Raw genomic sequence first — 26681 nt, 5'->3', positions numbered from 1 at the left:
TGAAGAAACCCTGCATCCGAATTCAGTGAAGCAAAGCTCAATTGTTTGAAAATCATCCAGTTGGTTCGTGAATGTTTGTTAATATGAAATAAGTTAATGAAATTTTCTCGGCATGTCTTACTATTGAAACTATTCTGCTTTCAGCTTCGAAGGCTTGCAATAAACGGAGAAAAACAGTGGTTTTAGAAACCGATGGATATCTCGCTCTTATCGAGCACTTGTCTCTAAATCTAGATATTTTTACGACCGAAATTGGCGACACTGGATCCGAAAGCATCGAAGATGTTGTCACCGATATGGTGGCTTCAAACATCATGGCGATTTTTGAGCAAAATCCAGAACTTCACTCTAGCGTACGCTTCAAATTGTTGAAAGAGGCTGATGCAGTTGTTGAAGATCTTGGTGAGATATTGGCTGGGGTATGGCATAAAAAAGCGACCAATGAACAGATCACGTTCCTTGATGAATACATCGCTCTGGTCAAAAATCTGTTCGATAATGCTGTTGCGACTTACGACTGATATTGTTTTAACTTACAGCAATGTCCGGTTAAAGAGTGAGAGGAGTTACATTGTAACTCTTCTTATTTGCCAAAACTTAGATGCCCAGTATGGGTTGTCGATTCTTGAAATAATCACACCTCTAGACGTCGATGCATGCATGAACTGCTTGTTACCCAAATAAATTCCGACATGATAAGTTGTACGTCTTGTTTTAAAAAACACTAGATCCCCTTGCTTGGCATCCGTCCAACTTAACTCCACACCTTGCTTTGATTGCTGCTTCGTTGTCCTTGGTAACGAGAGCTGATAAGCCTCAATAAACGCTTTTTGTACAAATGCTGAGCAATCTATTCCAGATTTCTGTGTCCCGCCTAAGCGATAAGGCGTGCCGTGCCACTCTGTGTAAAAGTCGAACAAGTCAGGGTTGTCCGACAATAGCTGATTTGTAGGTGTTGTCACCTGTGCTTGCTCACTAGGCTCAGGCCCAGAAGAGCAGGCGCTTAGTAGCACACTGATTATCAAAGGAAAATATACTCGACGCAAATCACCACCTGTCATCTCTATGACTCACAACTGAAATATTAGTGTCATAACCAATCCATAGTATGGGCTGCAAATCACGGTTTTGTCTCACAAATGTGACGGAATCACTGCAGAACCGATTCAACCTTAAGAAAGAATAAAAATTGATTATGGCAAAGCGAAAACGCTCACGCACATCACTTTCACTGATTCAGGCTGTCAGTGCAACATTTTTAACTATCATTGCTCTTGTTATAGCCCTTTCTGTCTCAAGTTTCAAAGGAATGGAACAGGTAGGGGAACAATTTGAAGACTTGTCGCAAAAAGCATTACCAATCGCGATGGCAAACGCAAAGTTAACCAGGAATGTATTGGAGATGGTTAAGCTACTCAACCATGGTATGCAGATTACTGAGCCGAAAGAGTTGCCTCTCATAAAAGAGCAAATCGACTCTCTTGCAACTCAAAGCACAACTTTGGTTGTGAAAGCGTCTGGTGTAGCTCAGCAACTCTCGGAGGAGTTAGACACCAAACTAGCGCGTTTACATAACATCACGCAGTCCATTTTGTTGAAGCAATCTTCGGTGATACAAATTCAAATGGATATTGATGCCGCTGTTGGTGGTTTTCGCTATGGGCTTAGCTCTATCGGCCCGGAAATGAATCGAATCAGTTCGTTCCTTAGTGCTGATAATCCTGAGTCGAGCGATGCCGCTAACCGTTTCATTGCTTCTGCAAGCTCAATGGAAAGTACGTTCTTAGTCATGATGATGCACTCAGAATTAAACAAAGCCGAAAAAGAATACCGAGAAATGCGAAATCGCATAGCAGGTATTAAACTCGCCTATGAAGACTTCCAATCTTTCCATCCTGAAGTAAGTGAATATGCAAGTTTAACCGCACCATATGAGATGGTGAAACAAGGCTTTAGTGAAAAGGGCGTGCTGCGTTTGATCCTCGCCAAACTAGAACAAGGGGAATTGCAACGTTCAGAGTTTAAACAGGCTTCGATGCTTGCGGATGAAACCATGCGGTTACTTGATCAAATCTCCCAAACCGCTGGTCAGTTGATCGATGAAAAAGAGCGGGTGGTCAACGAGACCATTGAATCGGTGAGCGTTGTGCTCGTGTTTGCGGCGTGTGTGATTTCTTTTATTATTCTGGTTACTTGGTTTAGTCTCAAGTCATGGACAAACCGAGGGTTAAGGAATGTACTAACGCGTCTTTCAGCACTTACCGAACATGATTTTCGTGACAAGGCAGAAGAAGTCGGCCCTTATGAGCTGAAAGAAGTAGCACGAAAGTTGAATCAAGTAATCGATTCCACACACGACTCCATTCAAACGGTGACGCGCAATTGTGAAACGCTTTATCAGACGGCAGAAGTAAGTCACAGTGCAGCCGAACAAACAAGTGATGGGTTGGCAACACAAAATGAAGCGTTGTCGAGTATGATCACGACCATAACGGAGCTTGAAGCCTCTATTCGTGAAATAGCAATGGTGACAAATGCATCTTCACAGGACTCGCTCCTTGCAACCCAACACACTGAAAAAGGGGTTCAAGTCGTGGAACAAAACCGCGAACGTTTGGAGTCATTAGAAAGCTCTTTGGATGTAAATGAACAGTCAATGTTAGAGCTAGACCAGCGTGTTAAACAGATTCGTGAAATGGTGGATATGATCAGTGGGATCGCGGACAACACCAACTTACTTGCTCTCAACGCGGCAATAGAGGCTGCCCGTGCTGGTGAGCAAGGGCGTGGATTTGCGGTTGTCGCTGATGAAGTTCGCAAACTTGCAAGTGATACCTCTCAACAAACTACGAACATCCGAGAAATGATGAGCGAGCTTATTACTGCCGCAGAGCGTTCGCGCCAAGCAGTTAATGATTCAAGAGAAGAAATGACCCACGCGCTACAGTCCAGCAATGAAGTGAAATCGACATTTTCTGATATCAACCTCGCGGTTAAGCACATTCAAGAACGTGTTGAACAAATCTCAGTTGCTACAGAAGAACAAGAACGAGCGACGGCAGATGTATCTCAATCCATCACGCATATTTCTGATCTTGGCGAACGCACAAAGCTGCAGCTTGAGTCTATGGTTGAGAGTTCTGAGCAAGTGGCGGAAATTGCCGGGCACCAGCAAGCAATGCTGCACAAGTATGAGCTTCATCAGACCGAGTAAATGAGATGTTTCCACCGACTAAAAGCAGAACCTCGGTTCTGCTTTTTTGTTACGGCTACCCATTCAATGGCTCCTATTTGCATTGCAAGAGTGAGTTACATCTCATCTCGTTCATTTCTAAAGGGTTTAGTTATCACAACGTGATGTTAATGCTTTGTTCGAGGGACTCGTTGACTAGAATGTCGTCAGAATTCAAAGGAATGAATCATGCAACTTCACTCGATTTCTTTATATCCAGAGAAAGCTAAAGCCTTTTGCTTGAAGCATAAGGAGTGGTTTTGTGATCGATAAAGTTTGCCCCGTTGTTCTACGTAATCAAAATCAAGAGATCCTACTTTTTAAACATCCGTTGGCGGGTGTTCAGCTCGTCAAGGGCACTGTTGAAGTGTTTGATGAAAGTTACATCATAGCAGCCAAGCGGGAGCTCGCTGAGGAGTCTGGTATCACACATGTTCGTTCCGCACGATATTTATGCTCATGGGACAGTGGCTTTCAAAATCAAGTATGGCATTTTGTTTTGTGTGAGTGTGCTGGCCTCGCTAATTCATGGCTGTTTCATACGCAAGACGATGGCGGACATGATTTTGCGTTCTTCTGGCACGATGTCGAGAGCGGCCTTCCCGCGAATGCACATACTGCGTTTCAGCGCGGGCTGGAAAAGGTACGAGAGTTGATAAACCAAGGCGTGATTTAAAGGAGGATTCTGTCATTGCATTGGCGGATTTGGGCGAAACGCCACAGCAAACACTATGCTTCTACTAGAAGCAAATAAGGAAGGTAGAGCAGACGTTACTGTTCTCATCGTGTTGATAATGGCACTGTCGATCTCAAAAATGGCGATGAGATTACAAATGTTTAAGTGACTTCTATATGCTTTGCTCATTCATTCAGATAAGGAAACGGTAATGGATAAATTCGTCGTGTTTCTCTTATGCCTTTTTATGACAGTTGGCGGAGTGGTTCATCTTTATGACAACATTGTTGGTGGCTTTTTACCTTACGATTTTGCGCCACGCTGGTTGAATATGTATTGGAGCGCTTTGGGACTATTGGACTTATTAGCAGCGTATCTATTGGTCAAGCATCGCCGCTCTGGCCTAGTCGTTATATTATTGATTCTTATAACCAATGTTATCTTTAGTTCGCACGCTCACTATACATTAGAAATATTAGATAACAACGTCGCCCTACAAATGAAGACACTGTTTTTAGGGTTCTCATTTGGGGTATCTATCTGGTTATGGAATGCGCGAAAACATAGTCAATCGCGCCAAATATTTCGTTAATTATTATTTTCACAACACTCGATTAAGGATTGTAAACAGGGACTCGTTATGAACGATTTTAAAGACTTGGCCAGTTTTGCTGGTTTCAGCGTACTGACAGGTTTGAGCTTTGCCACCACTTTCTTCAGCCTTGCTTTTCTATACAGCTCAATAGAAGCACAGCAAGTAATGAACACTAATGCTTTGGCATGTGCAGTGCTTGGTGTTGTTGGTTTATTTGTTGGTATTACTCAGCTAAACAAAAAGCGTCAGCTAGCAGAAAACTAATCTGTTCTTACACATCATGAGGATGAAGTAGTGTTTAACAGGGGTTTAGGCTTGGTCTATTCGTTTTGTTGACATACTTCATCCAACAATATTTTTTTCAACCATTACTTCTTCTCTTTATTGTAGCGAAAGGGCTGCGTTAAAAGCTTATCTAATCTTTGCTCTTCTTCGTCTCTAATTTCTGGCACACCAATAACAACATCATCATGACCCAACTTAGGCTGAGCTCGGTATGTCCCAAAAAAGCGGTCCCAAACTGAAAGGAAAAAACCAAAGTTTGAGTGGGTCTCTTTTACTATCACTGAATGGTGTACGCGATGCATGTCTGGTGTAACGATGACGTTTCGCAGTTTTTGGTCTATGGATAAAGCCAGTTTTGCATTACTGTGATTAAACATCGCGCTCGCATTAAGCACAATTTCAAATACCACAATTCCGATAGGTGAAACACCTAAGATAAACACGGCTGCAATTTTTACTCCCATTGAAATGATTATTTCGAAGGGATGAAAGCGTGCGCCTGTAGTGACGTCTATGTCGAGATCGGCGTGATGCATTCGGTGAATCTTCCACAGCGGCTTTACATGATGAAAGACAACATGCTGAGCGTAAATGACGAAATCAAGCAAAATGACGGTTAGAAAAATATTTAACCAAGCGGGGAGGGACAGAATATTGAGCAGCCCCCATTGTTGTTCCTGAGCTATGACCGCAGCTTGAAAGGCAGCGATAGGCATGATTAAAGCAATAACTAGGCTGTTAAAAGCGACCAATGACAAGTTATTGACCCAGCGAAACCTGCGCGAAGCGGTCAGTGTTTTTCTAGGAAATTTGTTTTCCCAAATGGCACAAAGCAATAATACGCCAAGGAAAAAGCCTAATCTGAGCCATGAGGGTTCTTGAAATGTCGTTTCTGTCACTGTCATTCCCTTATTTATTTCTTTATCTATGACCGAGATAAGAGTGAAATTATTTCAACACACTGCTGATGGGCTTATCTTGAGGCGAAACCATAATATCAGTAGAATCGCGCTCTACTTTTTACTTGGCATTACTTACCATGAGAATTCACGCTTTCCACCGTTTATATCAGTACCGACAATCTATCTCAACCAAGCCTTTCAACGCGCGTGGATGTAAAGTGGTTCGTTGCCAATATTGCCAGGTTTCTGAGCAACACTGTTTGTGCGACCTTCAGCCAAACATTAAGGCTAATATTGCATGTATGTTGATTGTTTCTGAAAACGAAGTATTTAAGCCAAGTAATACCGGTCGTCTAATCGCTGATACGATTCAAGAGACTTACGTGTATCAATGGAACCGAACAGAACCGTCTGAAGAGATGCTCGCGCTACTACAGGATGACAGTTACCAACCGGTGATTGTATTTCCTGCAGACTATGTGGATGATCCCTCTCGTTTAATTGAAGATCTAGAGCCAGCGCGATTAGTAAAAGAAGATGTCGAGAACAAAAAATGGTTGCTGATCTTTATTGATGGTAGCTGGCGTGAGGCACGAAAGATATTCCGTCGTTCTGATTTTCTTAAATCTTTGCCTGTGCTTTCCATTGAGCCGGAATCTCTGTCTGAATACATCATGCGCCGCTCCGAGAATGAGCAGCATCTTTCAACCGCCGAAGTCGCGACATTAGTTTTAAAACAAGCTGGTGAGCCTAAAGCTGCGGAATGCCTTCAATTGTGGTTTGAAGCCTTCAGAGAAACTTACATGCTGAGCAAGACTCGAGTCAAAAACGACCCTAACCAGCCACACTTGAAACGTTTCAAAGAGTGGATGAAAACCGAGAGCTGACTCTAAGGAATGAGCTTTTGTTGATGGTATGTTGTTCAACTGGCTTCGGTGAGGGGATAAATCTGCATTCGGTCACGGTTTGCAGGCGTACAGATATGGATAATGCCATCAGTTTATACTTTTGACTCTAGCCATTTTTGAGAGTCGTTTGAAGCTTTTTTTAGGAGAGAAATACATGTATTACGGCTTTGATGTCGGTGGCACTAAAATTGAATTTGGTGCATTTAACGAGAAGCTTGAGCGTGTAGCGACGGAACGTGTACCTACACCAACAGACAACTACGAGCTGCTGGTTGATACCATTGCGGAATTGGTGAATAAATACGATACAGAGTTTGGCTGCGAAGGTACGATTGGTCTTGGCTTGCCAGGTATGGAAGACGCCGATGATGCAACGGTACTAACAGTTAACGTTCCTGCGGCAAAAGGCAAACCACTTCGTGCTGATCTGGAAGCTAAAATCGGTCGCAGCGTAAAAATTGAAAACGATGCAAACTGTTTCGCGCTTTCTGAAGCGTGGGACGAAGATCTTCAAGATGAACCATCTGTACTAGGTTTGATCCTTGGTACTGGTTTTGGCGGTGGCTTTATCTACGAAGGTAAAGTATTCTCTGGCCGCAACCACGTAGCGGGTGAGGTGGGTCACACACGTCTTCCTATCGACGCATGGTTTCACCTGGGCGAAAACGCACCATTACTTGGCTGTGGCTGTGGCAACAAAGGCTGTTTAGATAGTTACCTATCTGGTCGTGGTTTCGAGCTTCTTTACGCGCATTACTACGGCGAAGAGAAGAAAGCGATCGACATTATTAAAGCGCACGCAGAGGGTGAAGAGAAAGCAGTAGAGCACGTCGAGCGCTTTATGGAGCTGCTAGCAATCTGCTTTGCAAACCTGTTTACTGCAACAGACCCACACACCGTTGTACTTGGTGGAGGCTTATCTAACTTCGAATTGATTTACGAAGAGATGCCAAAACGCATCCCTAAACACTTATTGTCTGTAGCTAAGTGTCCTAAGATCATCAAAGCAAAACACGGTGATTCAGGTGGTGTACGCGGCGCTGCGTTCTTAAACATCAAGTAGTGACTGAAACCTTACTCGATACAAAGTAAGAAGAAATTTAAAGCCCCGTTTAGACCATCAAGGTAAAACGGGGCTTTTACTTGTATATCGAAGTAACTTATATACCCAAGTAACTTCTATATGCTTGGGTATAGAGCACGAACAAAAAATAGCATGCATAAAAAACTCGCGACGAATCGCGAGTTTTCTGTTTACAGCTAAGCTTATTTGTTCTTTTTGCCTACGCCTAGGTTTTCTTTTTGAGCTAGGGTGATTTTACTAAAGCCTAATTTTCTGAAGTAGTTGTCGCGGTAGTTGCGCACTGCTTTAGTGTCAGACACTGCTTCGATTTGTTGCTCCATCTTTAGGAACTCAGTGATATCGATACCTTCTGCCTCGGCAACTGCTTCTTGAATGTTGCGGTGTTGCTGGTATGAGAATGTCAGTTCTTTGTCTTGGTCTTTGTAAGTGTAAAGAATGGTGCGAGCCATAGCTGTCTCTCTGAAAAGGTTTCTGTATTAAACAAAAAGGCCAGACTCGCTGACCTTTGAATTTCTAGTTTGAGCTAGATTCTGCCTTGAAGTGGGATAATTGTCACGCTTTCTCCCGCTTTTACTGTATCAATAGCTGGGGAGATTTCGATCAAACAGTTTGCCTCACTCATTGAGCGCAAAATACCAGAGCCTTGCTTGCCTGTTGTACGAACGGTTAAACGGCCAGTTGCATCCAGTTCATAGACGCCACGGCTAAACTCGGTACGACCTTGTCGAGAGCGAAGGTTTTCAGTCGCGATGGCATTCACCTTCAGAGGCTTCCAGCCTTGTTCGCCTTGCATCTTACGCAGTGCAGGCTCGACAAAGTTAATGAAAGAGACCATCACGGCAACAGGGTTGCCCGGCAGACCAAAGAACGGCTTGTTGTTGATTTGACCAAACGCGAGTGGACGTCCCGGACGCATGTTGATTCGCCAAAAATCGATTTGACCAAGTTTATCCAAGGCAAGTTTGATGTAATCCGCATCACCAACAGATACGCCACCAGAAGTCATAACCACGTCCGCTTGCGCCGATGCGTTTTCCAACGCTTCAATCATTAACTGTTCGTTGTCTTCCAGAATACCGAAGTCCAAGATCTCGCAGCCGAGCTTTTCAAGCATGCCCATGATGGTAAAACGATTGGAGTCGTAGATAGAATTCGCTTTTTGCTCTGTTCCCGGCGCTTGTACTTCGTCACCGGTGGAGAACACGGCAACTTTCACTTTGCGGAACACATTCGCTTCACCAAAACCAAGCGAAGCGATCATGCCCATTTCTGGAGAGGCTAGGCGAGTGCCTGCGGTAAAGACGTCACTGCCGATAGCGAGATCTTCACCTGCTTGACGAACGTTTTGGCCTGCTTTGATATTCGCACCGTTAAAGGTGACCTTGTCACCTTCTTGAGAGGCTTGCTCACGCATGACCACTGTGTCGCCGTTACGTGGTGTTGGTGCGCCAGTCATGATCTTCACCGCTTGACCAACGTCCAGAGGTTGATCGTAAGCATGGCCCGCCATCACTTCAGCAACCACTTGGTAGCTATCACGGTCAACATCATCACTGCGGATGGCATAACCGTCCATCGCGGAGTTGGTGTATTGCGGCACATTTACTGGTGAAACGATATGTTCCGCAAGAACGCGGCCATAGGCGTTTTCAATCTTGCATGCTTCTATTTCCGAAACCGTGTTCACCAAAGAAAGGATTTTCTCTTGGCCTTGAACCACAGAAAGGAAAGCAGGAGAAAGAGTGTCGCAACATGCGGCGTCTTTCTCTTTAGATTTTGGTGCTTTTGCATCTTGAACGTATTGAAGAACAAATTGAGCGATGGCATCCAAATCATTGATGTTCATTTGAGGGAGCTCAGAATCTAACCCCGCAGTGTCTGAAGCGATAGCGATGATGTTTTCATCGTTTGGATAAAGCCAAGGCTTGCCGACTTCTTCACGGTGCAATTCGATTTTAGGAAACGCGATGTTTTTGCAGCCTTCGACCAAAACCACATCAAGCATGTCTTCATCAAAACGTGTTAATAGGTATTCAAACTCCGCTTCGGCTTCTGGCGTTTCTGTCATTAACGCAAAACGGTTGCGAGAAGCAATCAGCATTTGAGATGCGCCAGCTTTGCGTAAACGGTAGCTGTCTTTACCCGGCTTATCGACATCGAAGTTGTGATGAGCATGTTTTAGCATGCCAATGCGCAGGCCCGCTTCAGTTAGCTTTGGCAATAGAGCTTCAAGTAGTGTGGTTTTGCCTGTGCCTGAATAAGCCGCAAAACCAAGAATAGGAATGTTTAGCGTGTGTTTCATGATTCTAATTGTCCAAATTGCGCCAGTTCTTCCGGAGTGTTCAAGTTGACGAAACAGTTTGGTGAGTCGCTAAAGTCAACGTAACTGGTATTGCACTCTTTGTAGAGCAGAATGATTTTTCGGTCGCCACGTTCTAAAAACGCGGTGAGTTTTGGCAGTACGCGCTTGTGGTAGAGCGTAAAAACAGGTTGCTGATGGTCACCATCATGCGCGACCAAAATATCACTGTCTTCTTTGGCGGCTTGGCAGAAACGCTCGACAAGGTCGGTGTTAATTTGTGGACTATCGCAAGGTACAAATCCGACCCAGTCAGTTTCAGCATGCATCAAACCCGCGTGAATACCGCCCATAGGCCCAGGGAAATCTTTGAATTGATCACTAAATACGAAACCAAATTTGCTGTACGCATCTTGGTTTCGGTTGGCATTAATTAAAATGCGTGGAGTTTGTGGAGATAAACGTTCAATAACGTGTTCGATGAGTGGCTTCTGATTTAACTCAATCAGACCTTTATCTTTTCCACCCATACGGCTGGCTTGGCCACCAGCCAAAATGACCCAACTAGTTTGTGTTGGTTGAAGCATATGCATTCTCTTGGGATGTTTCTTTTGGTATGACATACAACAGAGGAGACTCTATCAAAGTCTTGTCTTTAATCCACCACTGTTTTTTACATAAGTCGGTCAGTGCGTTTGCCTGATGGCTTGTCACCACGATACTGGAACCGCGATCCAAAAGATCTTTCGCCATCACCACCAATCGTTCAATGGATTCTTGGTCTAAAGACGCACTTGGCTCATCCATCAATAAAATCGACGGTTTTAAGATCCAAGCCCTTGCCATGGCAACGCGCTGTTTTTCACCGCCGGACAACACGGAAATATGTTCGTCCGCTAAGGTTTCTAAACCTACCATGCGCAGCGCGTGAATAACTTGAGCTCGCTTATCTTTTTGCGTGTCTTGTTGATATTTCACTCCATAGACTACGTTTTCATATACAGTGCCGTCAAAAAGGTAAGGGGATTGATGGAGATAAATCACATCGACACGACCATTGCGACGCGTCAGTCTTTTCAGCCACGTATCTTTTGGCGCAACAACATCGCCAGTAGAGGATTTGAGCAAGCCAGCAAGGATTTTGAGTAGGGTAGTTTTGCCCACACCATTGTCACCCTTGAGATAAATGGCATCATTTGGGCCGATGGCTAACTCAGGGATGTGGAAAAGCACACGCTCTTTAAAGCGCATGGATAACTGTTCGGCGGTGATTTTTATAGTCATAATTCGCCTCGACATGGGGTTAATGGTGAGTCGTTTGTTTGCTTCATGTTCTATGTTCTGAGGTAGCCTTTGCCTCTCATACTTGATAAGAAGAAGTTTAGAGCCAACGCTAAAGATAGTAATACAATTCCTAATGCAACTCCTTGCGCAAAAGCACCTTTACTGCTTTCCATTGCGATAGCCGTGGGAATATTTCGCGTCACGCCCATAATGTTCCCACCAACCATCATTGAGCAGCCCACCTCGGTCACGATACGTGAAAATCCTGCAATGATAGCCGCAAGTAGAGGAAAGCGGGTTTCCCAAATCATCGTTGCTGCCAAGCGCGGAATGGAGACGCCCAGCGTGATGGCAGTTTCCACTGCACGACGGTCGCTAGATTGTAATGCACCATGCATCATCGATACCAAAACAGGGAAGCAGATCACCATTTGGCCGAAGATCATTGCCTTCTGAGTGAACAGCATTTGCCAGTCTCCCCAAGGGCCAGCGCGCGACAGCAACATGTACAGCAACAGGCCAATCACCACCGTAGGGACCGCTTGCAGCGTATTTACGATCGACAACAAAAACCATTTACCGCGAAAGTCGGTATACGCCAGTACAAAGGACATCAAAATAGCCGGCAATACCACTAGGGATATTGCCGTAATAGAAACACTAAAGGAGACCGCAACGATCTCCCATAGGTCTGCATCAAAATTCACCAGTAAGCGAAGCGCTTCCAGTGTTGTATCAGCAAGATTCATATTGCGTTATTTGCTCTCAGCATTCGCAACAAACAGTTGTTTACCGTTTAGGCGGAAACCATTGATAAGTTCCTGTCCGCGAGGGTTTACCAACCAATCACTGAATGCCTTCGCACCTTGGTAGTTGATCGTTGGGTAACGCTCAGGGTTAACAAGAATAACTTGGTACGGGTTAAACAGTTTTTCATCGCCTTGGAACAGAATTTCTAGATCCAATTTGTTTTGGTAAGCCAGCCATGTGCCGCGGTCCGTCATGGTGTAGCCTTGCATTTCAGACGCCATGTTTAGAGTTGGGCCCATACCTTGACCTACGCTACGGTAGCCACCAAAGTTCGGTTCGATTTTAGTTTGAGCCCAGAAGCCCATTTCTTTTTTGTGCGTACCAGAATCATCGCCGCGAGAGATGAACGTTGCGTTTTTGTTTGCGATCTCTTTGAATACATCTAACACGCCTTCGTCATTTTTGATTGTTGCTGGGTCAGCTTTCGGGCCTACAATCACAAAGTCGTTGTACATTAGCTTGCGAGGTAAAACGCCGTAGCCTTTCTCAACAAATGCGCCTTCAGCTTTTGGTGCATGTGTCATCACCAAATCTACGTCACCGTTTTCGCCCATTTTTAAGGCTTTACCCGTACCTGCAGCAATAACATCGACTTTGTAGCCCGTGTCTTTTTCAAATTGTGGAAGCAGGTAATCAAGTAAACCTGAATGGTAAGTACTGGTTGTGGTTGCAAGGCGAACATGTTCTCCGTCTTGAGCAGAAAACGCAGAGTAACTTACAAGCGTGATAGACGTTGCAGCCAGAGTTAGCGCAATTTTTTTCATTTTTATGTGTTCCTTTCCAATGATTCTTTGGAATCTCTCCAGGTTTTAGGGAGAAGCCTTTTTGGACGAGAGCGATTAGCGTAATACGCAAGTTGTCTTAGGGTGTTGGAATAAGCAAACATCAACATCCTGAGATCACTTAAATGCGCTCCGTATCCACCTTATAGCAAACAAGATGCCAACCTTTTACAAGCTTAAAGTGCTTGGTTTATGCGCTAAATCATGGGGTTATTTGCATAAAAGTTTGCGTTGGTACAAAATGTCGCACTTTTTGTAGGGTATCTCTGTTTAAACTTGGTACACTCTGTCCCATCGAAATCCATCTGGGGTAAATATGTCTACTCAATCCCATCTTAGTACAAACCAACAATATAGCGCCTTTTCCGTACTGGTCGTCGATGATGAATTAGGCATGCAAGCCATCTTGAAAAAGGCATTGGGTAAGCTTTTTTCACATGTCGATACAGCTGGTAGCATCGAAGAAGCAGAACAACTGCGTAATTCTCGACATTATGATCTGATCTTACTGGATATTAATCTGCCAGGGCGTTCTGGAATTGAGTGGGAAGAAGCGTTTGAAGATGATGACAAACGTGCCGATGTGATTTTTATGACGGGTTATGCGGATTTAGAAATTGCCATTCGAGCGCTACAGCTCGGTGCTTCCGACTTTATCCTCAAACCATTCAACCTTGAGCAGATGTTAAAAGCGGTCAGTCGCTGTATGGATCGCCGTTTGAACGAACGCATGCAGTACGCCATGACACGCGATTACCAACGTCACAATACCTCAGAGATCATCGGCGGCTCAGAAAAAACGCGTCTGCTTAAGCAACTTATTAACCAATTTGCACCATCACGCGCTTCTGTTTTGGTGGAAGGTGAGTCGGGTACGGGTAAAGAACTAGTTGCACGAGGTATCCACCAGGCGAGTGGGCGAACGGGCCCGTTTGTGCCAATCAACTGCGGCGCGATTGCACCAGAGCTTTTAGAAAGTGAGTTGTTTGGTCATACAACGGGCGCGTTTACCGGTGCAAAAAAATCGCGTGAAGGTTTGTTCCGTGTTGCGAACGGTGGCACCTTATTTCTTGACGAAATCGGGGAGATGCCACTTGCAATGCAGGCATCATTATTGCGTGTGTTAGAGCAGCGTACGATTCGCCCTGTCGGTTCAGAAAGAGAGATCAGTATTGATGTCCGTATTGTTGCCGCCACCAACCGTAATCTGCAAGAAGAGGTCAATCAAGGTAATTTCCGCAGTGACCTCTATTACCGTTTAAACGTTCTGAAAATTGAAGTGTGTCCGCTGCGAGAGCGCAAAACCGACTTATTTGAGTTGGTGCCATTTTTCAGCAACATGCTGACGTGCGAGCTCGGTATGCCTGCGCCCAAATGGGCTCACGAGGATATGGAAGCCATGAGTGAGTACGATTGGCCGGGAAACATTCGTGAGCTCAAAAACTTGATTGAGCGTTGTATCTTGCTTGGCAAACCACCTGCACACTATTGGCGAGAGCTGAATGGCGGGCATTCACTGCCTAATGTATCGATTACTGTTTCTCACTCTGCTGAGTTACCAACCTTTAGAGAAGGCAAAGAATTTACTGGCGAAGGCTATCCAAACAGCTGGACGTTAAAAGAAGTCGAGAAAGCACATATTAAACAAGTCGTTAACTTGCATGAAGGCAATAAGTCTGCTGCTGCTCGTGACTTGGGCGTAGCTCGCAAGACCTTAGAACGTAAGTACAAAGAATGGGATTCTGAGGGTGAGGAATATGCCGACTAACGGCCCACAGCACAAAGGATTGTCAAAATGGACGCACCGTTTTAAAACCATGGTGCGTTATCGCTTGTTATTCTTAACCTCTGCGCCGATTTTCCTCACATTGTTAGCTCTGATCGGCATTACCATTTATTGGTCTATTCATTACACGTGGCAAAATGCGCTGCTTGATGTCTCGGAACGTCTTGGTGTTGCAAATAACAGTGTAACGTTGTTACAGCAAAAGCAAGCCAATTACGTGCGGGCGTTTGCCGATTCGTACGATTTCCGTATTCGCATTAATAAAGGAACGCCACAAGGTGACCTGCAAAAGTGGGTCACAGAGCAGAAGAAAAGATATGCTTTAGATTTTCTCTCTTTCCAACGCGTTAATTCCATGGAAAACAAATTCCGCTTTATGGATCTCACCAAGCGCGAATCGTTTTTTGATGTACTCAATAAAGAAGAACTCGAACGCCTCGATCCTGAACTCGCCAAACGAGCAGAAGTGCCTATTCTTGCTGATGGTGACAGGGAGGCGCGTGGGTTAGTCAGTCGAACCGTGATTCCGGTATACAGCCAAGCGAACGATTTGATCGGCTTTCTTGATGGTGGTTTGCTCCTTAACAACAGCACAGTGCTGGTGGATCAAATCCGCGATCTCATTTACTTAAGTGATAATGACCGCCTTCGCCCTGTGGGTACGTTGACGGTATTTCTCGGTGATTTGCGTGTGAGCACCAACGTTCCTTTAGACAGCGATCATAGACTAGGGCGCGCTATAGGCACTCGCGTGAGCGCCGAAGTGTATAACCAAGTACTTTCTAAGGGTGAACAGTGGGTTGATCGCGCTTATGTGTATGACGCTTGGTATATTACGGCGTATCAACCAATCAAAGACCAATACGACAATGTTATTGGTATGCTTTATACCGGTTACCTCATGTGGCCATTCGTTAAAGCCTACATGACCAACATTGCCGAAATCAGCTTGATTACGGTTATGTTATTGCTGGTTTCTGGCGTGATGGTATATCGCGGTTCTTATGATCTGTTTCGACCGATCGAACGCATTCACAAAGTGGTGAAGCAGGTCCAACAAGGTAAAGAAAAACGGATTGGCCCGTTAGGATTAGATGCCGATCATGAACTTGCGCAGTTAGCCAGACAGTTTGATGATATGTTAGACGCGCTAGAAGAGCGCAAAATTGAACTGAAAAACTCCGCAGCTCAACTTGAATGCAAAGTTCAAGAGCGTACGGCAAGCCTGAGAGAAAAAACCCAAGATCTTGAACTGCATATTCAATTGCTCAACCAAACCCGCGACAAACTCGTTGTTCATGAAAAACTGGCAGCGCTGGGAGAACTCACCGCGGGGATTGCTCACGAAATTAATAACCCAACCGCCGTGATTCTTGGCAACGTAGAATTGATCCATTTTGAATTGGGTGACGATGCAAGTCGAGTACAAGAAGAAATTGATGCGATTCACGCGCAAATTGATCGTATCCGCAATATCACACGCAGTTTATTGCAATACAGTCGCCAAGGCGGTGTTCAAGATGAAATCACTTGGCAACATGTCAATCCTATTATTGATGAAAGCATCACCTTGGTTAAAACTGGCACCAAGAAACGCGACGTTGAGTTTGTGACTGACCTACAAGCGCATACGTCCGTTGAGATAAACCGTCACCACTTGCTACAAATCTTAGTTAATTTGCAAATGAACGCCATTCACGCAATGAGCGGCAAAGGAACTTTAACAGTAGTCAGTGAAGACTGGATTGAAGAGGGTGAAGTGAAAGGAGCTGCGATTCATGTTATCGATGAGGGCTGCGGTATTAAACCAGAAAACTTGAGTCGAATCTTCTCGCCATTTTACACAACGAAACGAGAAGGCACAGGGTTAGGGCTATCGGTCTCCCAAAGTATTCTCAGCCAAACGGGTGGTGAGTTAAAAGCAGAGTCTGAATGGGGAACAGGCAGTAAATTCAGTATTTATTTACCTAAAAAAGCCGAACTGATCCTAGAGGTGACGAACATCGCTTAGTCACTTTTTTGAAGCATTAATGGAAAAAGAGCCACTGACGATAGTGGCTCTTTTTTGTATTTAATGACGCATTTATGTTTACGCTTTTGCTTCTTAGAAACCTTACAATGATTTCACTTGGAGTGAATTAATAAAAACAACACTTGCAGTATGTAGCATGAACAAGTACCGTTGCCCGGTTTTTCTAAATACACCCCAATTGCTAAGGTAAAGGTTTTGATCTCCACAGCGAATATTACTCAACAATTCGGCGCTAAGCCGCTATTCGAAAACATTTCAGTTAAGTTCGGCGAAGGCAATCGCTATGGCTTAATTGGAGCTAACGGTTGTGGTAAATCAACCTTTATGAAGATCCTCAGCGGCGAGCTTGAGCAAACCAGTGGTAACGTAAGCTACGATCCAAACGAGCGCGTTGCAAAACTGAACCAGGACCAGTTCGCTTACGAAGAATTTACGGTAATCGATACCGTTATCATGGGTCATAAAGAGCTATGGGAAGTGAAGAAAGAGCGTGACCGCATCTACTCACTTGCTGAAATGAGCGAAGAAGACGGCATGAAAGTGGCTGACTTAGAAGTTCAGTTTGCTGAAATGGACGGCTACATGGCAGAAGCCAAAGCGGGCGAGCTTCTTCTTGCTGTAGGTATCCCAATGGAGCAACACTTCGGTCTAATGAGTGAAGTAGCACCAGGTTGGAAACTTCGTGTGCTTCTAGCGCAGGTTCTATTCGCAGACCCAGATGTGATGCTTCTTGACGAACCTACCAACAACTTGGACATGGACACAATCCGTTGGTTGGAAGATACGCTAAACGCGCGTAACTGCACAATGATCATCATTTCGCACGACCGTCACTTCCTAAACTCAGTATGTACACACATGGCTGACTTGGACTACGGTGAGCTACGCGTTTACCCTGGTAACTACGACGAGTACATGACGGCGGCTTCTCAAGCTCGCGAACGTCTACTAAACGACAACGCGAAGAAGAAAGCACAAATCGCTGAGCTACAAACGTTCGTTGCACGTTTCTCTGCAAACGCATCGAAAGCAAAACAAGCGACATCTCGTGCGAAGCAAATCGACAAGATCAAACTGGACGAAGTGAAAGCGTCTAGCCGTCAAAACCCATTCATTCGTTTTGAACAGTCTAAAGAGCTGTTCCGTAACGCTCTGATTGTAGAAAACCTGAGCCAAGGTTTTGAAGAGGACTTGTTCTCAGACTTCAATGCAATTTTTGAAGTGGGAGAGCGCGTTGCGATCATCGGTGAAAATGGTGTGGGTAAAACAACACTTCTAAACACGCTTGCTGGTGTACTTGAACCGCGTGCTGGTGAGTTCAAATGGTCTGAAAATGCAAACATCGGTTACTACGCGCAAGACCACGCGCATGACTTTGCAGAAGATATGAATCTAACGGATTGGATGGGTCAATGGCGTCAAGAAGGTGATGACGAGCAAGTCGTTCGTGGTTTCCTTGGTCGTATGCTGTTTGGTCAAGATGACATTAAGAAGTCAGTAAAAGTACTGTCTGGTGGTGAGCAAGGTCGTATGCTGCTTGGTAAGCTAATGATGCACAAGCCAAACATGCTGCTAATGGACGAACCAACCAACCACATGGACATGGAATCAATTGAATCTTTGAACACGGCGCTTGAGCAATACAAAGGCACGTTGTTCTTCGTCTCTCACGACCGTGTATTCGTAGACTCACTAGCAACGCGTATTATCGAAATCCGCGATGGTAAAATCACAGACTTTAAAGGCACTTACTCTGAGTTCCTAAAATCTCGTGGTGTTGACGCGTAATTACTCGCAAAGCGTTTAAAAAGCAAAAGCCTCGCTATTTAGCGAGGCTTTTTTGATATTTGGCCTTAATCCTTAAACTGACCGGTTATATACGCATAGAGCCCGACCACGCCAAAGGTAATAATCATAGAAAGCATGATACCGCTGGGCGTAAGCAGAAAATTCCACAATTGGTCATTATTCATAGTCCACATCCTCTGTGAATCCGCATTATTGGTTTTAGTTTACACTGAAAAGGTGTTATTGGTTGCCTTTTACATCAAATTCAACCTTGTCGGCTCCTGTAAACACTTGGAAGCGCAAACCTTTCGCACGCGCAATGGTCGTAATACCAAATTGCTTCGCTAGATCTAACCCCATTTGAGTAACGCCAGAGCGAGAAAGCAGAACAGGAATGCCCATTTGAGCCACTTTAATCACCATCTCTGATGTAAGGCGACCAGTTGTGTAGAAAATTTTATCTTCACCTGTTTCTTCTTTGAGCCACATCTCACCTGCAAGTGTATCCACTGCGTTGTGACGGCCGACATCTTCCACAAATGACAACACCTCATTCCCTTTGCAAACCGCACAGCCGTGTACTGCGCCCGCTTTTTTGTAGGTGTCGTTGTAATGGGTTAACGCTTCCAGCGCAGAATAAATTTCTGACTGCTTAAGAGAAACTTGAGGCACTTGATAATTTTCAAGCTGCTTCATCACGTTGCCATACATAGTGCCTTGGCCACAACCTGAGGTGACGGTTTTCTTTTTCAGGGCGCCTTCTAAGTGCTCAGTGTTTTCTTTAGTAATCACCGCTGCGGAATGCGTTTCCCAGTCAATAATAACGGATTCAATCGCGGCTGGATCGGACAGGAAGCTTTGGTTTTTTAAATAACCCAGTACTAGTGCTTCTGGACGCGAACCTAGCGTCATGAGCGTGACCACTTCTTTCCAGTTCAGCATGACCGTAAGAGGACGCTCGCACGCGATTTGCTTTGTCAGTTTTTCGCCGTACTCGTCGTACACATCGACTTCAATGGTTTGCAGGGGATTTTCACTGGTTTTAATAATGTTTGGTTTCAGCACAGTCGTGTCCTAGTGATTAAGAGCGTTAGGTTGCTACGCATTTTAGCTTTTTAAGTGGCTAGCAAATCTCATTCCAAAATAGCGGTTCCCACAGAAATTGCGAGGTTTTATGTCAACAATGCATTAAAACTGCGAGTTCGCAGTAATGACACATCAATACATTTGAGTTTCGTCTAGTTTGGTACTTATAGCCTGAGGGAGTATATAGACTAAGTTATATCAGCTTGGCGCGTTTATTGCTTCGAAGACAATAAAAATGGTCTAAAACGGGGGCAAAATGTCCTGTGTGTTTTCAGACCAAAAATAGAAAGACTGGGTGAGTTATGTCGGATAAGAAAGATTTCGAAAAAAATTACGAAAAGACTGAGGATACATGGCCAATCGGCGTAGAGCTTGTTGAGCATGAGATCAGTACAGGGATTTGGGTGACAACCCAATGGCAGTTGACAGGATTTGCGCTGAATCCGACGGAAGAGACTCCAGATGTTTGTCTGTTGCAATTACATAAAGACGAGCGTACAGACTACCGCTTTAACTTAAGCTCTCAGCAACCTAAACTCTTTTTAGTGATGGATAACGTCGAGTCTGGTGAAAAACCAGCGATACAGTTACTGACGGCTTCACAATCTGTTGCGGCGCAATATATGGATGGTGATAACCTTGTACTATCTAACGATATGCCGTTAGCCGTTCAGGCTTGGATGGAAGCCTTTATTGGTCGTCACGGTGAGTTGTTAGAAGTAAGACGCAAGAAACGCAAAGGAGCAGGCAGAGCAAATGGCAACTAGTTTTTTAAGCCGTTGGTCGAAACGTAAACTAGAAGAATCTTCCCAACATGCTGAAGAGATCACGCCGATAGCAGAGACGGAGCAATCCGAAGATAGTGTCACAGCGCTTTCAAACGCTGACGAAAGCTTAGATGCTTTGAACGTCAATGAGGATAGTCAGGCTCCAGACATTACCGCGAGTGTAGAGACTGAAAAAACCGAAGAAATGTCTGTGGCGCAACTGCTGGTTTCTGAAGCTTCAGAAAGTGTTAAGAAAGCTGCGCTGCGCAAAATGTTCTTGTCCGAAGAATTTAACGTGCGTGACGGCCTAGACGATTACGATGATGATTACAGTAACTTAAAGTCACTTTCTCAAGACGTCGCTGAGACGCTGCGTGATTGGGTTAAAGACAAAGTGGAAGACGAACCAGACGCCGAAACTGCGCAAGGGTCTGAGCTTAACGCTAACGATATCGCATCTGAGGTAGTTGAAGACGCAGAGTCAAACACCGACAAAAGTGGCCAAATTACTCAAGATGAAAGTGAGCTGTATATAAATACAGTGTCTAGTGAAAGTGATACTTTTGCTGAAGAATCACAGCCTAACGAGGTGAGACAAAATATACCACACAAAGAATAGGTACATTTTGACTAAACACTCAATGAGCCGGCTGAGACAAAATGTCTCAACCGGTTTTTTTATCCCTACTATTTGTCAGTAAAATTGATAACCTATTGATTTTCAGTTGATATTTTATTGGCATGACACTTGCTATTTGTTGCTCAATACCAATCTGGTTGAAGTTAGTACGGACGCACTGCGTAGTATTCATCGCCTATAGACGGCGGAATAAGAATTCTCATTGATAAGTTAATCAGCAGAATCTCCGGCGCTAACTACACTAAGAGATGGAAAAGACTATCCATGTTCATAAATGGAATTGAGCAATGCTGAAACAATTATTAGAACAAGCAACTTCCAATAACGGTAAAGCGAGGCTGTACGCTTTCGAAAATACCGTAGAGTTGACCAATCTTATTCCACCAACCGTAAGCTATGAAAGCGGCGGTAATACTTTGATTGTGGGCCCAACAGCAATCATCGAAAGTGCGGCAGCGCAATTGTCGCAAATGAACAGCCTAACGCTGCTTTCTACCGATGGCGAAAAGGGCACAAATCCCGAGCTTTATTACGCCAATTCGGTTCAGGTTTCAGGGTTCTTAGGTACGTTTGAAGTTCTGATTGAAAATCATGGTTTGACCAACAACCTTGCCAAGGTCGCGACCAATAGCGATTGTTTCGATATCGTACTCGATCTTTGCCTTAACAGCTGCATGTCGGAAGAAGTCCCAGTACCGGGCTACTACCCAGTAGGTCGTGGCTATCCGAAACTGGCTGAAGCGTTGGAAGAAATTCCAACCTTGATGGGGACGTTCGATAAACCGAAATTCTTCCGTTTAGATACCGATTTATGTGCACATAGCTCTCGTGGCGTAAAAGGCTGCGAACGTTGTGTGGATGCCTGTCCGGCAGGTGCATTATCGAGTGAAGGCAGCGACAAAACGGGCCATCGCATCGAGATCAACCCATACCTATGTCAAGGCGTGGGTACTTGTGCTACAGCGTGTCCGACAGAAGCGATTCATTACGCACTGCCAAACCCTGAAGATACGCAAAAGTTTATTGAACGTACGCTAGCTAACTATGAGCAAGCGGGTGGTTTAGATCCTATCGTATTGATTTGTAGTTCTCGCCACGAGAGCTACAACGTGATGGCACTGAAAGCACTGCCAGATAATGTGATTCCAATTGTGGTGGAAGAGCTGCCTTCGGTTGGTATTGATACTTGGTTCGCCGCGCTTGTGAATGGTGCTACTCAGGTGCTGTTTGCGGCTTCACGTTTTATGCCTCAAACCATTATTCGTGTGCTTAATAGCGAAGTAGGTATTGCTCAAGAGCTGCTCGGTCAGCTTGGTATCGCCAAAGAAACCATCGACATTCTGTATCTAGAGTCACTACGTGAAGGTGCTCCGACACTTTGTACCGAGTCTTTTGATTTGGCATTAGGTGATTTGCAAGGTAACAAACGTCAGCGTCTATTTACGGCGTTGGATGCGTTGTCCGCATCACGTATTCCAGTCGAGAACATTGTTGAGCTGCCAGCGAATGCACCTTACGGCACAGTCTCTTGTGAAAGTAAAGATTGTACGTTGTGCATGAGCTGTGTGGCTGTGTGTCCAACACGTGCATTGCATACGGACGGTCGATCTCCGTCGCTTAAATTCGTCGAGCAAGACTGCATTCAATGTGGGCTGTGCGAGAAGGCGTGTCCAGAGAAAGTGCTGACGCTTACTCCTCGTATGAACTGGGTGAAAGAAGAACGCCAGAAAGCGGTTGTGATTCATGAAGAAAAGGCAGCCGAGTGCATTCGTTGTCACAAGCCTTTTGCTCCGCAATCGATGATCGACATGCTACAAAACAAGTTACGCGGTCACTCTCACTTCTCTGATGAAGCGGCGATCAATCGTATCGCGATGTGTGAAGACTGCCGTGTGATCGACATGTTTGAGTCGATGGCAGAAGACCCAATGAAACAACTGAAATACTAGGAGCTCGCAGTGGACACACAACAAGAACAAACACTGAGAACAGACATTTATCTCGTTCTATCTGCACTTTTTCGTAGTGCGCCTAGTGATGAAATGCTGGCGTTCCTGAAATCGCTAGGAATTGAACCGTCTGAGAGCGCGATGCAAAAAGCTTGGCTCGCACTGCAACAAGCCGCGAACGAAGCGCAGCGAGAAGCGTTAGAAGAAGAATATCAAGATCTGTTTATTGGCATTGGACGTGGTGAAGTTGTGCCATTCGGATCTTGGCATCGCACTGGCTCGATGATGGAAAAACCGTTAGCGGAAATTCGTCGCGATTTGGATCTTTTAGGCATCGAACGAGAAGAGAACGTGAAAGAGCCTGAAGACCATATTTCTGCACTGTGCGAAGTGATGGCAATGCTGACAGGTGAAGAGGAAGAACTTCAACAAGCGGTGTTTAACAAACACATCGCCCCTTGGTTCCAATCTTTTACGCGCCAACTAGAGAGCGCAGAAAGCGTGAACTTCTACAAGCCAGCTGCACAGCTTTGCGATGCGTTTTTAACGTTAGAGCAAGTGCGCTTTAGCGTGAACACCAAAAGCAGTAAGAACAAATTAAAAATTGATGTGAAAAACGTCACTGATTACGAGTAATCGAGCAGTACTTGGTCATATCGATAGAGAGGCATGAGTCTCCAAAGATCTACCGTAAGGTAAGGAAGCAATGATGAAAGATAATAAAGAAATAAACACAAGCCGTAGGGATCTCCTAAAAGGCTTCACAACCGCTGCCGTTGCCGGTGCTGTTGTTGCGGGAACCACGAAAGTGGCCGTTGCTTCAGAAACGGTTGAGCCTTCTGAAAATGACGTGAAGAAGAAAGGGTATCGTGAAACTCAACACATTCGCGATTACTACGACACACTTTAGGAGATAACGGATGAAACTTGTCAAACGCTCCGACAGTGTGAGCAAAGAAACGAATCAGCTTGGCGTATCTCGTCGTGCATTCATGAAAAACACTTCGCTTGCCGCTGGTGGCGCAGTGGTTGGTGCTAGTCTATTCGCACCGGGAATGATGAAAAAAGCGCAAGCAAAATCAGTCGATCCAGAAGCGAAAACAGAAATAAAACGTACTATCTGTTCTCACTGCTCAGTGGGTTGTGGTATTTACGCAGAAGTTCAAAATGGTGTTTGGACGGGTCAAGAGCCTGCATTCGACCACCCATTTAACGCCGGTGGTCACTGTGCAAAAGGCGCAGCACTGCGTGAACATGGTCACGGTGAGCGTCGTCTAAAATACCCAATGAAGCTTGAAAACGGGAAGTGGAAAAAGCTTTCTTGGGATCAAGCGATCGAAGAAATCGGTAACAAGGTGATGGACATCCGTAAAGAGTCCGGCCCTGATTCGGTTTACTTCTTGGGAAGCGCAAAGCACAGCAACGAACAAGCGTACTTGTTCCGCAAAATGGCATCACTTTGGGGTACGAACAACGTTGACCACCAAGCGCGTATTTGTCACTCAACAACCGTGGCGGGTGTAGCGAACACTTGGGGTTACGGTGCGATGACCAACTCTTTCAATGACATGCACAACTGTAAGTCGATGCTATTCATTGGTTCAAACCCAGCTGAAGCACACCCAGTAGCGATGCAGCACATTCTGATCGCAAAAGAGAAGAACAACTGTAAGATCGTCGTAGCGGATCCTCGCCTTACGCGTACTGCTGCGAAATCAGATCACTACGTTTCTCTTCGTCCAGGTTCTGACGTAGCATTCATTTGGGGTGTGCTGTGGCACATCTTCGAAAACCAATGGGAAGATAAAGAGTTCATCCGTCAACGTGTATTCGGTATGGATGAGATCCGTGCTGAAGTGGCGAAATGGAAGCCAGCAGAAGTTGAGCGCGTAACAGGCGTAAGTGAAGAAGACGTTTACCAAACAGCAAAACTGCTTTCTGAAAATCGCCCAGGCTGTATTGTTTGGTGTATGGGTGGTACTCAGCATACTACTGGTAACAACAACACACGTGCTTACTGTGTGCTTGAGCTAGCGCTTGGTAACATTGGTAAATCAGGCGGCGGCGCAAACATCTTCCGTGGTCACGATAACGTACAAGGCGCAACCGACCTTGGCGTACTTTCTGACACGCTACCGGGCTACTACGGCCTTTCTGAAGGCGCTTGGCGTCATTGGTCAAAAGTGTGGGAAATCGATTACGAATGGATCAAAGGTCGTTTCGATGACAACGCTTATAGCGGTCAGAAACCAATGCACAGTGCAGGTATTCCTGTATCTCGTTGGGTTGATGGTGTACTGGAAAACAAAGACAACATTCGTCAACGCGAAAACATCCGTGCAATGTTCTACTGGGGACACGCAGTTAACTCTCAAACACGTGGTGTTGAGATGAAAAAAGCGATGCAGAAGTTGGACATGATGGTGATTGTGGACCCTTACCCAACGGTTGCTGCGGTAATGAACGACCGTACCGACGGCGTTTACCTGCTTCCTGCAACAACACAGTTTGAAACACACGGCAGCGTTACCGCATCTAACCGCTCTCTACAATGGCGTGATCAGGTGATTGAACCTTTGTTTGAATCAAAACCAGACCACGAAATCATGTACCTGCTTTCGAAGAAACTGGGCTATTCAGATCTTCTGTTCAAAAACATCCGTGTTGAAAACAACCAGCCGGTGATTGAAGACCTGACGCGTGAATTCAACAAAGGCATGTGGACGATTGGTTACACAGGCCAAAGCCCAGAGCGTTTGAAAGCGCACCAACAAAACTGGCATACGTTCCACAAAACCACATTGGAAGCGGAAGGTGGCCCTGTCAACGGTGAAACCTATGGTCTACCTTGGCCATGCTGGGGCACACCAGAAATGAAACACCCAGGTACACACATTCTGTACGATACGTCTAAGACGGTTGCAGAAGGTGGCGGTAACTTCCGTACGCGCTTTGGTGTGGAATTTGAAGGCAAGAGCCTTCTTGCAGAAGACAGTTATTCGAAAGGCTGTGAAATCAAAGACGGTTACCCAGAGTTCACTGACAAGTTGTTGAAACAACTTGGTTGGTGGGACGACCTAACTGCTGAAGAGAAAGTGGCAGCAGAGGGTAAAAACTGGAAGACTGACCTTTCTGGCGGTATTCAGCGTGTCGCGATCAAGCACGGTTGTATTCCATTTGGTAACGCGAAAGCGCGTGCGATTGTTTGGACGTTCCCAGACCGTGTGCCACTGCATCGTGAACCACTTTACACACCACGTCGTGACCTTGTAACGGACTACCCAACTTGGGAAGACAAAGATGCAATCTTCCGTGTTCCTACGTTGTATAAATCCATTCAAGAGCAAGACAAATCGGGCGAGTACCCAATCGTTCTGACTTCTGGCCGTCTGGTTGAATACGAAGGTGGTGGTGAAGAGACGCGTTCAAACCCTTGGCTTGCCGAGCTTCAACAAGAAATGTTTGTTGAAGTGAACCCGAAAGACGCGAACGATCTTGGCTTTAGAGATGGTGATGATGTTTGGGTTGAAGGTGCAGAGAAAGGACGAATCAAGGTGAAAGCGATGGTAACACGTCGTGTGAAACCTGGTTTGGCGTTCATTCCGTTTCACTTTGGCGGTAAGTTCGAAGGTGAAGACCTACGTCCTAAATACCCAGAAGGTACACAGCCTTACGTTGTTGGCGAATCGGCTAACACGGCAACCACTTACGGTTACGACCCGGTTACCTTGATGCAGGAAACCAAAGTAACCCTATGTAACATTCGTAAAGCGTAA

The 26681-nt window shown here is 45.2% G+C and carries 25 protein-coding genes; 16 read left to right on the top strand and 9 right to left on the bottom strand.

Features of this window, described 5'->3' with window-relative positions:
• The first annotated feature begins 176 nt into the window (after positions 1-176).
• On the top strand, positions 177-521 hold the full coding sequence (locus R7O13_RS08575) for a DUF3802 family protein (RefSeq protein ID WP_005377620.1): 345 nt from the start codon (positions 177-179) through the stop codon (positions 519-521).
• A 45-nt stretch (positions 522-566) separates the two neighbouring features.
• Here the strand turns inward: R7O13_RS08575 and R7O13_RS08570 are convergent, their stop codons facing one another.
• Entirely contained in the window at positions 567-1061 is a 495-nt protein-coding gene (locus R7O13_RS08570) for an NlpC/P60 family protein (RefSeq protein ID WP_025998640.1), read from the bottom strand.
• 134 nt (positions 1062-1195) lie between these two features.
• Between R7O13_RS08570 and R7O13_RS08565 the strand changes: the two genes are divergently transcribed.
• From R7O13_RS08565 to R7O13_RS08550, 4 genes are all read left to right on the top strand, one after another.
• Positions 1196-3214, top strand: coding sequence for a methyl-accepting chemotaxis protein (locus R7O13_RS08565; protein WP_318303570.1), 2019 nt, complete (start codon positions 1196-1198; stop codon positions 3212-3214).
• Between the two features lie 280 nt (positions 3215-3494).
• A complete protein-coding gene (locus tag R7O13_RS08560) occupies positions 3495-3908 on the top strand; it encodes an NUDIX hydrolase (protein ID WP_318303568.1) in 414 nt (137 codons plus the stop codon).
• Between the two features lie 211 nt (positions 3909-4119).
• Positions 4120-4500 (top strand): hypothetical protein, encoded by a 381-nt coding sequence (locus R7O13_RS08555; RefSeq protein WP_318303567.1) that lies wholly within the window; start codon positions 4120-4122, stop codon positions 4498-4500.
• 48 nt (positions 4501-4548) lie between these two features.
• On the top strand, positions 4549-4767 hold the full coding sequence (locus R7O13_RS08550) for a hypothetical protein (protein ID WP_005389537.1): 219 nt from the start codon (positions 4549-4551) through the stop codon (positions 4765-4767).
• A gap of 104 nt (positions 4768-4871) precedes the next feature.
• On the opposite strand, the gene R7O13_RS08545 is transcribed toward R7O13_RS08550, so the two are convergent.
• Positions 4872-5687, bottom strand: coding sequence for a sterol desaturase family protein (locus R7O13_RS08545; RefSeq protein WP_225491399.1), 816 nt, complete (start codon positions 5685-5687; stop codon positions 4872-4874).
• A gap of 140 nt (positions 5688-5827) precedes the next feature.
• Here R7O13_RS08545 and R7O13_RS08540 point away from each other — a divergent pair, with 140 nt between their 5' ends.
• Positions 5828-6577 (top strand): tRNA-uridine aminocarboxypropyltransferase, encoded by a 750-nt coding sequence (locus R7O13_RS08540; RefSeq protein ID WP_137281986.1) that lies wholly within the window; start codon positions 5828-5830, stop codon positions 6575-6577.
• 175 nt (positions 6578-6752) lie between these two features.
• Positions 6753-7661: an N-acetylglucosamine kinase gene (nagK, locus tag R7O13_RS08535; protein ID WP_005377586.1), complete on the top strand. Its 909-nt coding sequence runs from the start codon at positions 6753-6755 to the stop codon at positions 7659-7661.
• Between the two features lie 203 nt (positions 7662-7864).
• Here the strand turns inward: nagK and R7O13_RS08530 are convergent, their stop codons facing one another.
• The 6 genes from R7O13_RS08530 to R7O13_RS08505 all read right to left on the bottom strand — a co-directional run bounded on the left by R7O13_RS08530 (position 7865) and on the right by R7O13_RS08505 (position 12839).
• Positions 7865-8131 (bottom strand): DUF2960 domain-containing protein, encoded by a 267-nt coding sequence (locus R7O13_RS08530; RefSeq protein WP_005377584.1) that lies wholly within the window; start codon positions 8129-8131, stop codon positions 7865-7867.
• 74 nt (positions 8132-8205) lie between these two features.
• Positions 8206-9984: a bifunctional molybdopterin-guanine dinucleotide biosynthesis adaptor protein MobB/molybdopterin molybdotransferase MoeA gene (locus R7O13_RS08525; RefSeq protein ID WP_318303563.1), complete on the bottom strand. Its 1779-nt coding sequence runs from the start codon at positions 9982-9984 to the stop codon at positions 8206-8208.
• Positions 9981-10568, bottom strand: a complete 588-nt coding sequence (gene mobA / locus R7O13_RS08520; protein ID WP_025534433.1) for a molybdenum cofactor guanylyltransferase MobA — start codon at positions 10566-10568, stop codon at positions 9981-9983. The genes R7O13_RS08525 and mobA overlap by 4 nt, the downstream gene beginning before the upstream one ends.
• Positions 10546-11265: an energy-coupling factor ABC transporter ATP-binding protein gene (locus tag R7O13_RS08515; RefSeq protein WP_318303561.1), complete on the bottom strand. Its 720-nt coding sequence runs from the start codon at positions 11263-11265 to the stop codon at positions 10546-10548. The genes mobA and R7O13_RS08515 overlap by 23 nt, the downstream gene beginning before the upstream one ends.
• A 50-nt stretch (positions 11266-11315) precedes the next feature.
• Entirely contained in the window at positions 11316-12014 is a 699-nt protein-coding gene (locus R7O13_RS08510) for an ABC transporter permease (RefSeq protein ID WP_005389524.1), read from the bottom strand.
• A 6-nt stretch (positions 12015-12020) separates the two neighbouring features.
• The gene (locus R7O13_RS08505; RefSeq protein WP_005389522.1) at positions 12021-12839 is read right to left on the bottom strand and encodes a substrate-binding domain-containing protein; all 819 of its coding nucleotides are present in this window, start codon (positions 12837-12839) and stop codon (positions 12021-12023) included.
• 334 nt (positions 12840-13173) lie between these two features.
• Between R7O13_RS08505 and R7O13_RS08500 the strand changes: the two genes are divergently transcribed.
• From R7O13_RS08500 to R7O13_RS08490, 3 genes are all read left to right on the top strand, one after another.
• Entirely contained in the window at positions 13174-14625 is a 1452-nt protein-coding gene (locus R7O13_RS08500; RefSeq protein WP_318303560.1) for a sigma-54 dependent transcriptional regulator, read from the top strand.
• The gene (locus tag R7O13_RS08495; RefSeq protein ID WP_318303559.1) at positions 14615-16654 is read left to right on the top strand and encodes a cache domain-containing protein; all 2040 of its coding nucleotides are present in this window, start codon (positions 14615-14617) and stop codon (positions 16652-16654) included. The genes R7O13_RS08500 and R7O13_RS08495 overlap by 11 nt, the downstream gene beginning before the upstream one ends.
• 216 nt (positions 16655-16870) lie before the next feature.
• Complete coding sequence (locus R7O13_RS08490) at positions 16871-18463, top strand: ABC-F family ATPase (RefSeq protein ID WP_025766654.1); 1593 nt, start codon at positions 16871-16873, stop codon at positions 18461-18463.
• A gap of 240 nt (positions 18464-18703) precedes the next feature.
• Here the strand turns inward: R7O13_RS08490 and R7O13_RS08485 are convergent, their stop codons facing one another.
• Complete coding sequence (locus R7O13_RS08485; protein WP_005377552.1) at positions 18704-19528, bottom strand: formate dehydrogenase accessory sulfurtransferase FdhD; 825 nt, start codon at positions 19526-19528, stop codon at positions 18704-18706.
• A gap of 323 nt (positions 19529-19851) precedes the next feature.
• Between R7O13_RS08485 and R7O13_RS08480 the strand changes: the two genes are divergently transcribed.
• The 6 genes from R7O13_RS08480 to R7O13_RS08455 all read left to right on the top strand — a co-directional run bounded on the left by R7O13_RS08480 (position 19852) and on the right by R7O13_RS08455 (position 26681).
• Positions 19852-20316, top strand: a complete 465-nt coding sequence (locus tag R7O13_RS08480; RefSeq protein WP_005389514.1) for a DUF3305 domain-containing protein — start codon at positions 19852-19854, stop codon at positions 20314-20316.
• Complete coding sequence (locus R7O13_RS08475; RefSeq protein ID WP_064368418.1) at positions 20306-20935, top strand: DUF3306 domain-containing protein; 630 nt, start codon at positions 20306-20308, stop codon at positions 20933-20935. Before R7O13_RS08480 ends, R7O13_RS08475 begins: the two co-directional genes overlap by 11 nt.
• Before the next feature lie 308 nt (positions 20936-21243).
• Positions 21244-22905 (top strand): 4Fe-4S dicluster domain-containing protein, encoded by a 1662-nt coding sequence (locus R7O13_RS08470; protein WP_213905958.1) that lies wholly within the window; start codon positions 21244-21246, stop codon positions 22903-22905.
• A gap of 9 nt (positions 22906-22914) precedes the next feature.
• On the top strand, positions 22915-23541 hold the full coding sequence (locus R7O13_RS08465) for a molecular chaperone (protein ID WP_318303556.1): 627 nt from the start codon (positions 22915-22917) through the stop codon (positions 23539-23541).
• Between the two features lie 73 nt (positions 23542-23614).
• A complete protein-coding gene (locus R7O13_RS08460; protein WP_005377542.1) occupies positions 23615-23815 on the top strand; it encodes a twin-arginine translocation signal domain-containing protein in 201 nt (66 codons plus the stop codon).
• A 10-nt stretch (positions 23816-23825) separates the two neighbouring features.
• Positions 23826-26681 carry a formate dehydrogenase subunit alpha gene (locus tag R7O13_RS08455; protein ID WP_318303555.1) on the top strand — a complete coding sequence of 952 codons (2856 nt, stop codon included), beginning with the start codon at positions 23826-23828 and terminating at the stop codon, positions 26679-26681.

This window comes from Vibrio sp. Y176, assembly GCF_033438945.1.
The sequence above is the reverse complement of the archived record's forward strand: the minus strand, read 5'-3'. Positions and strand labels throughout refer to the sequence as shown.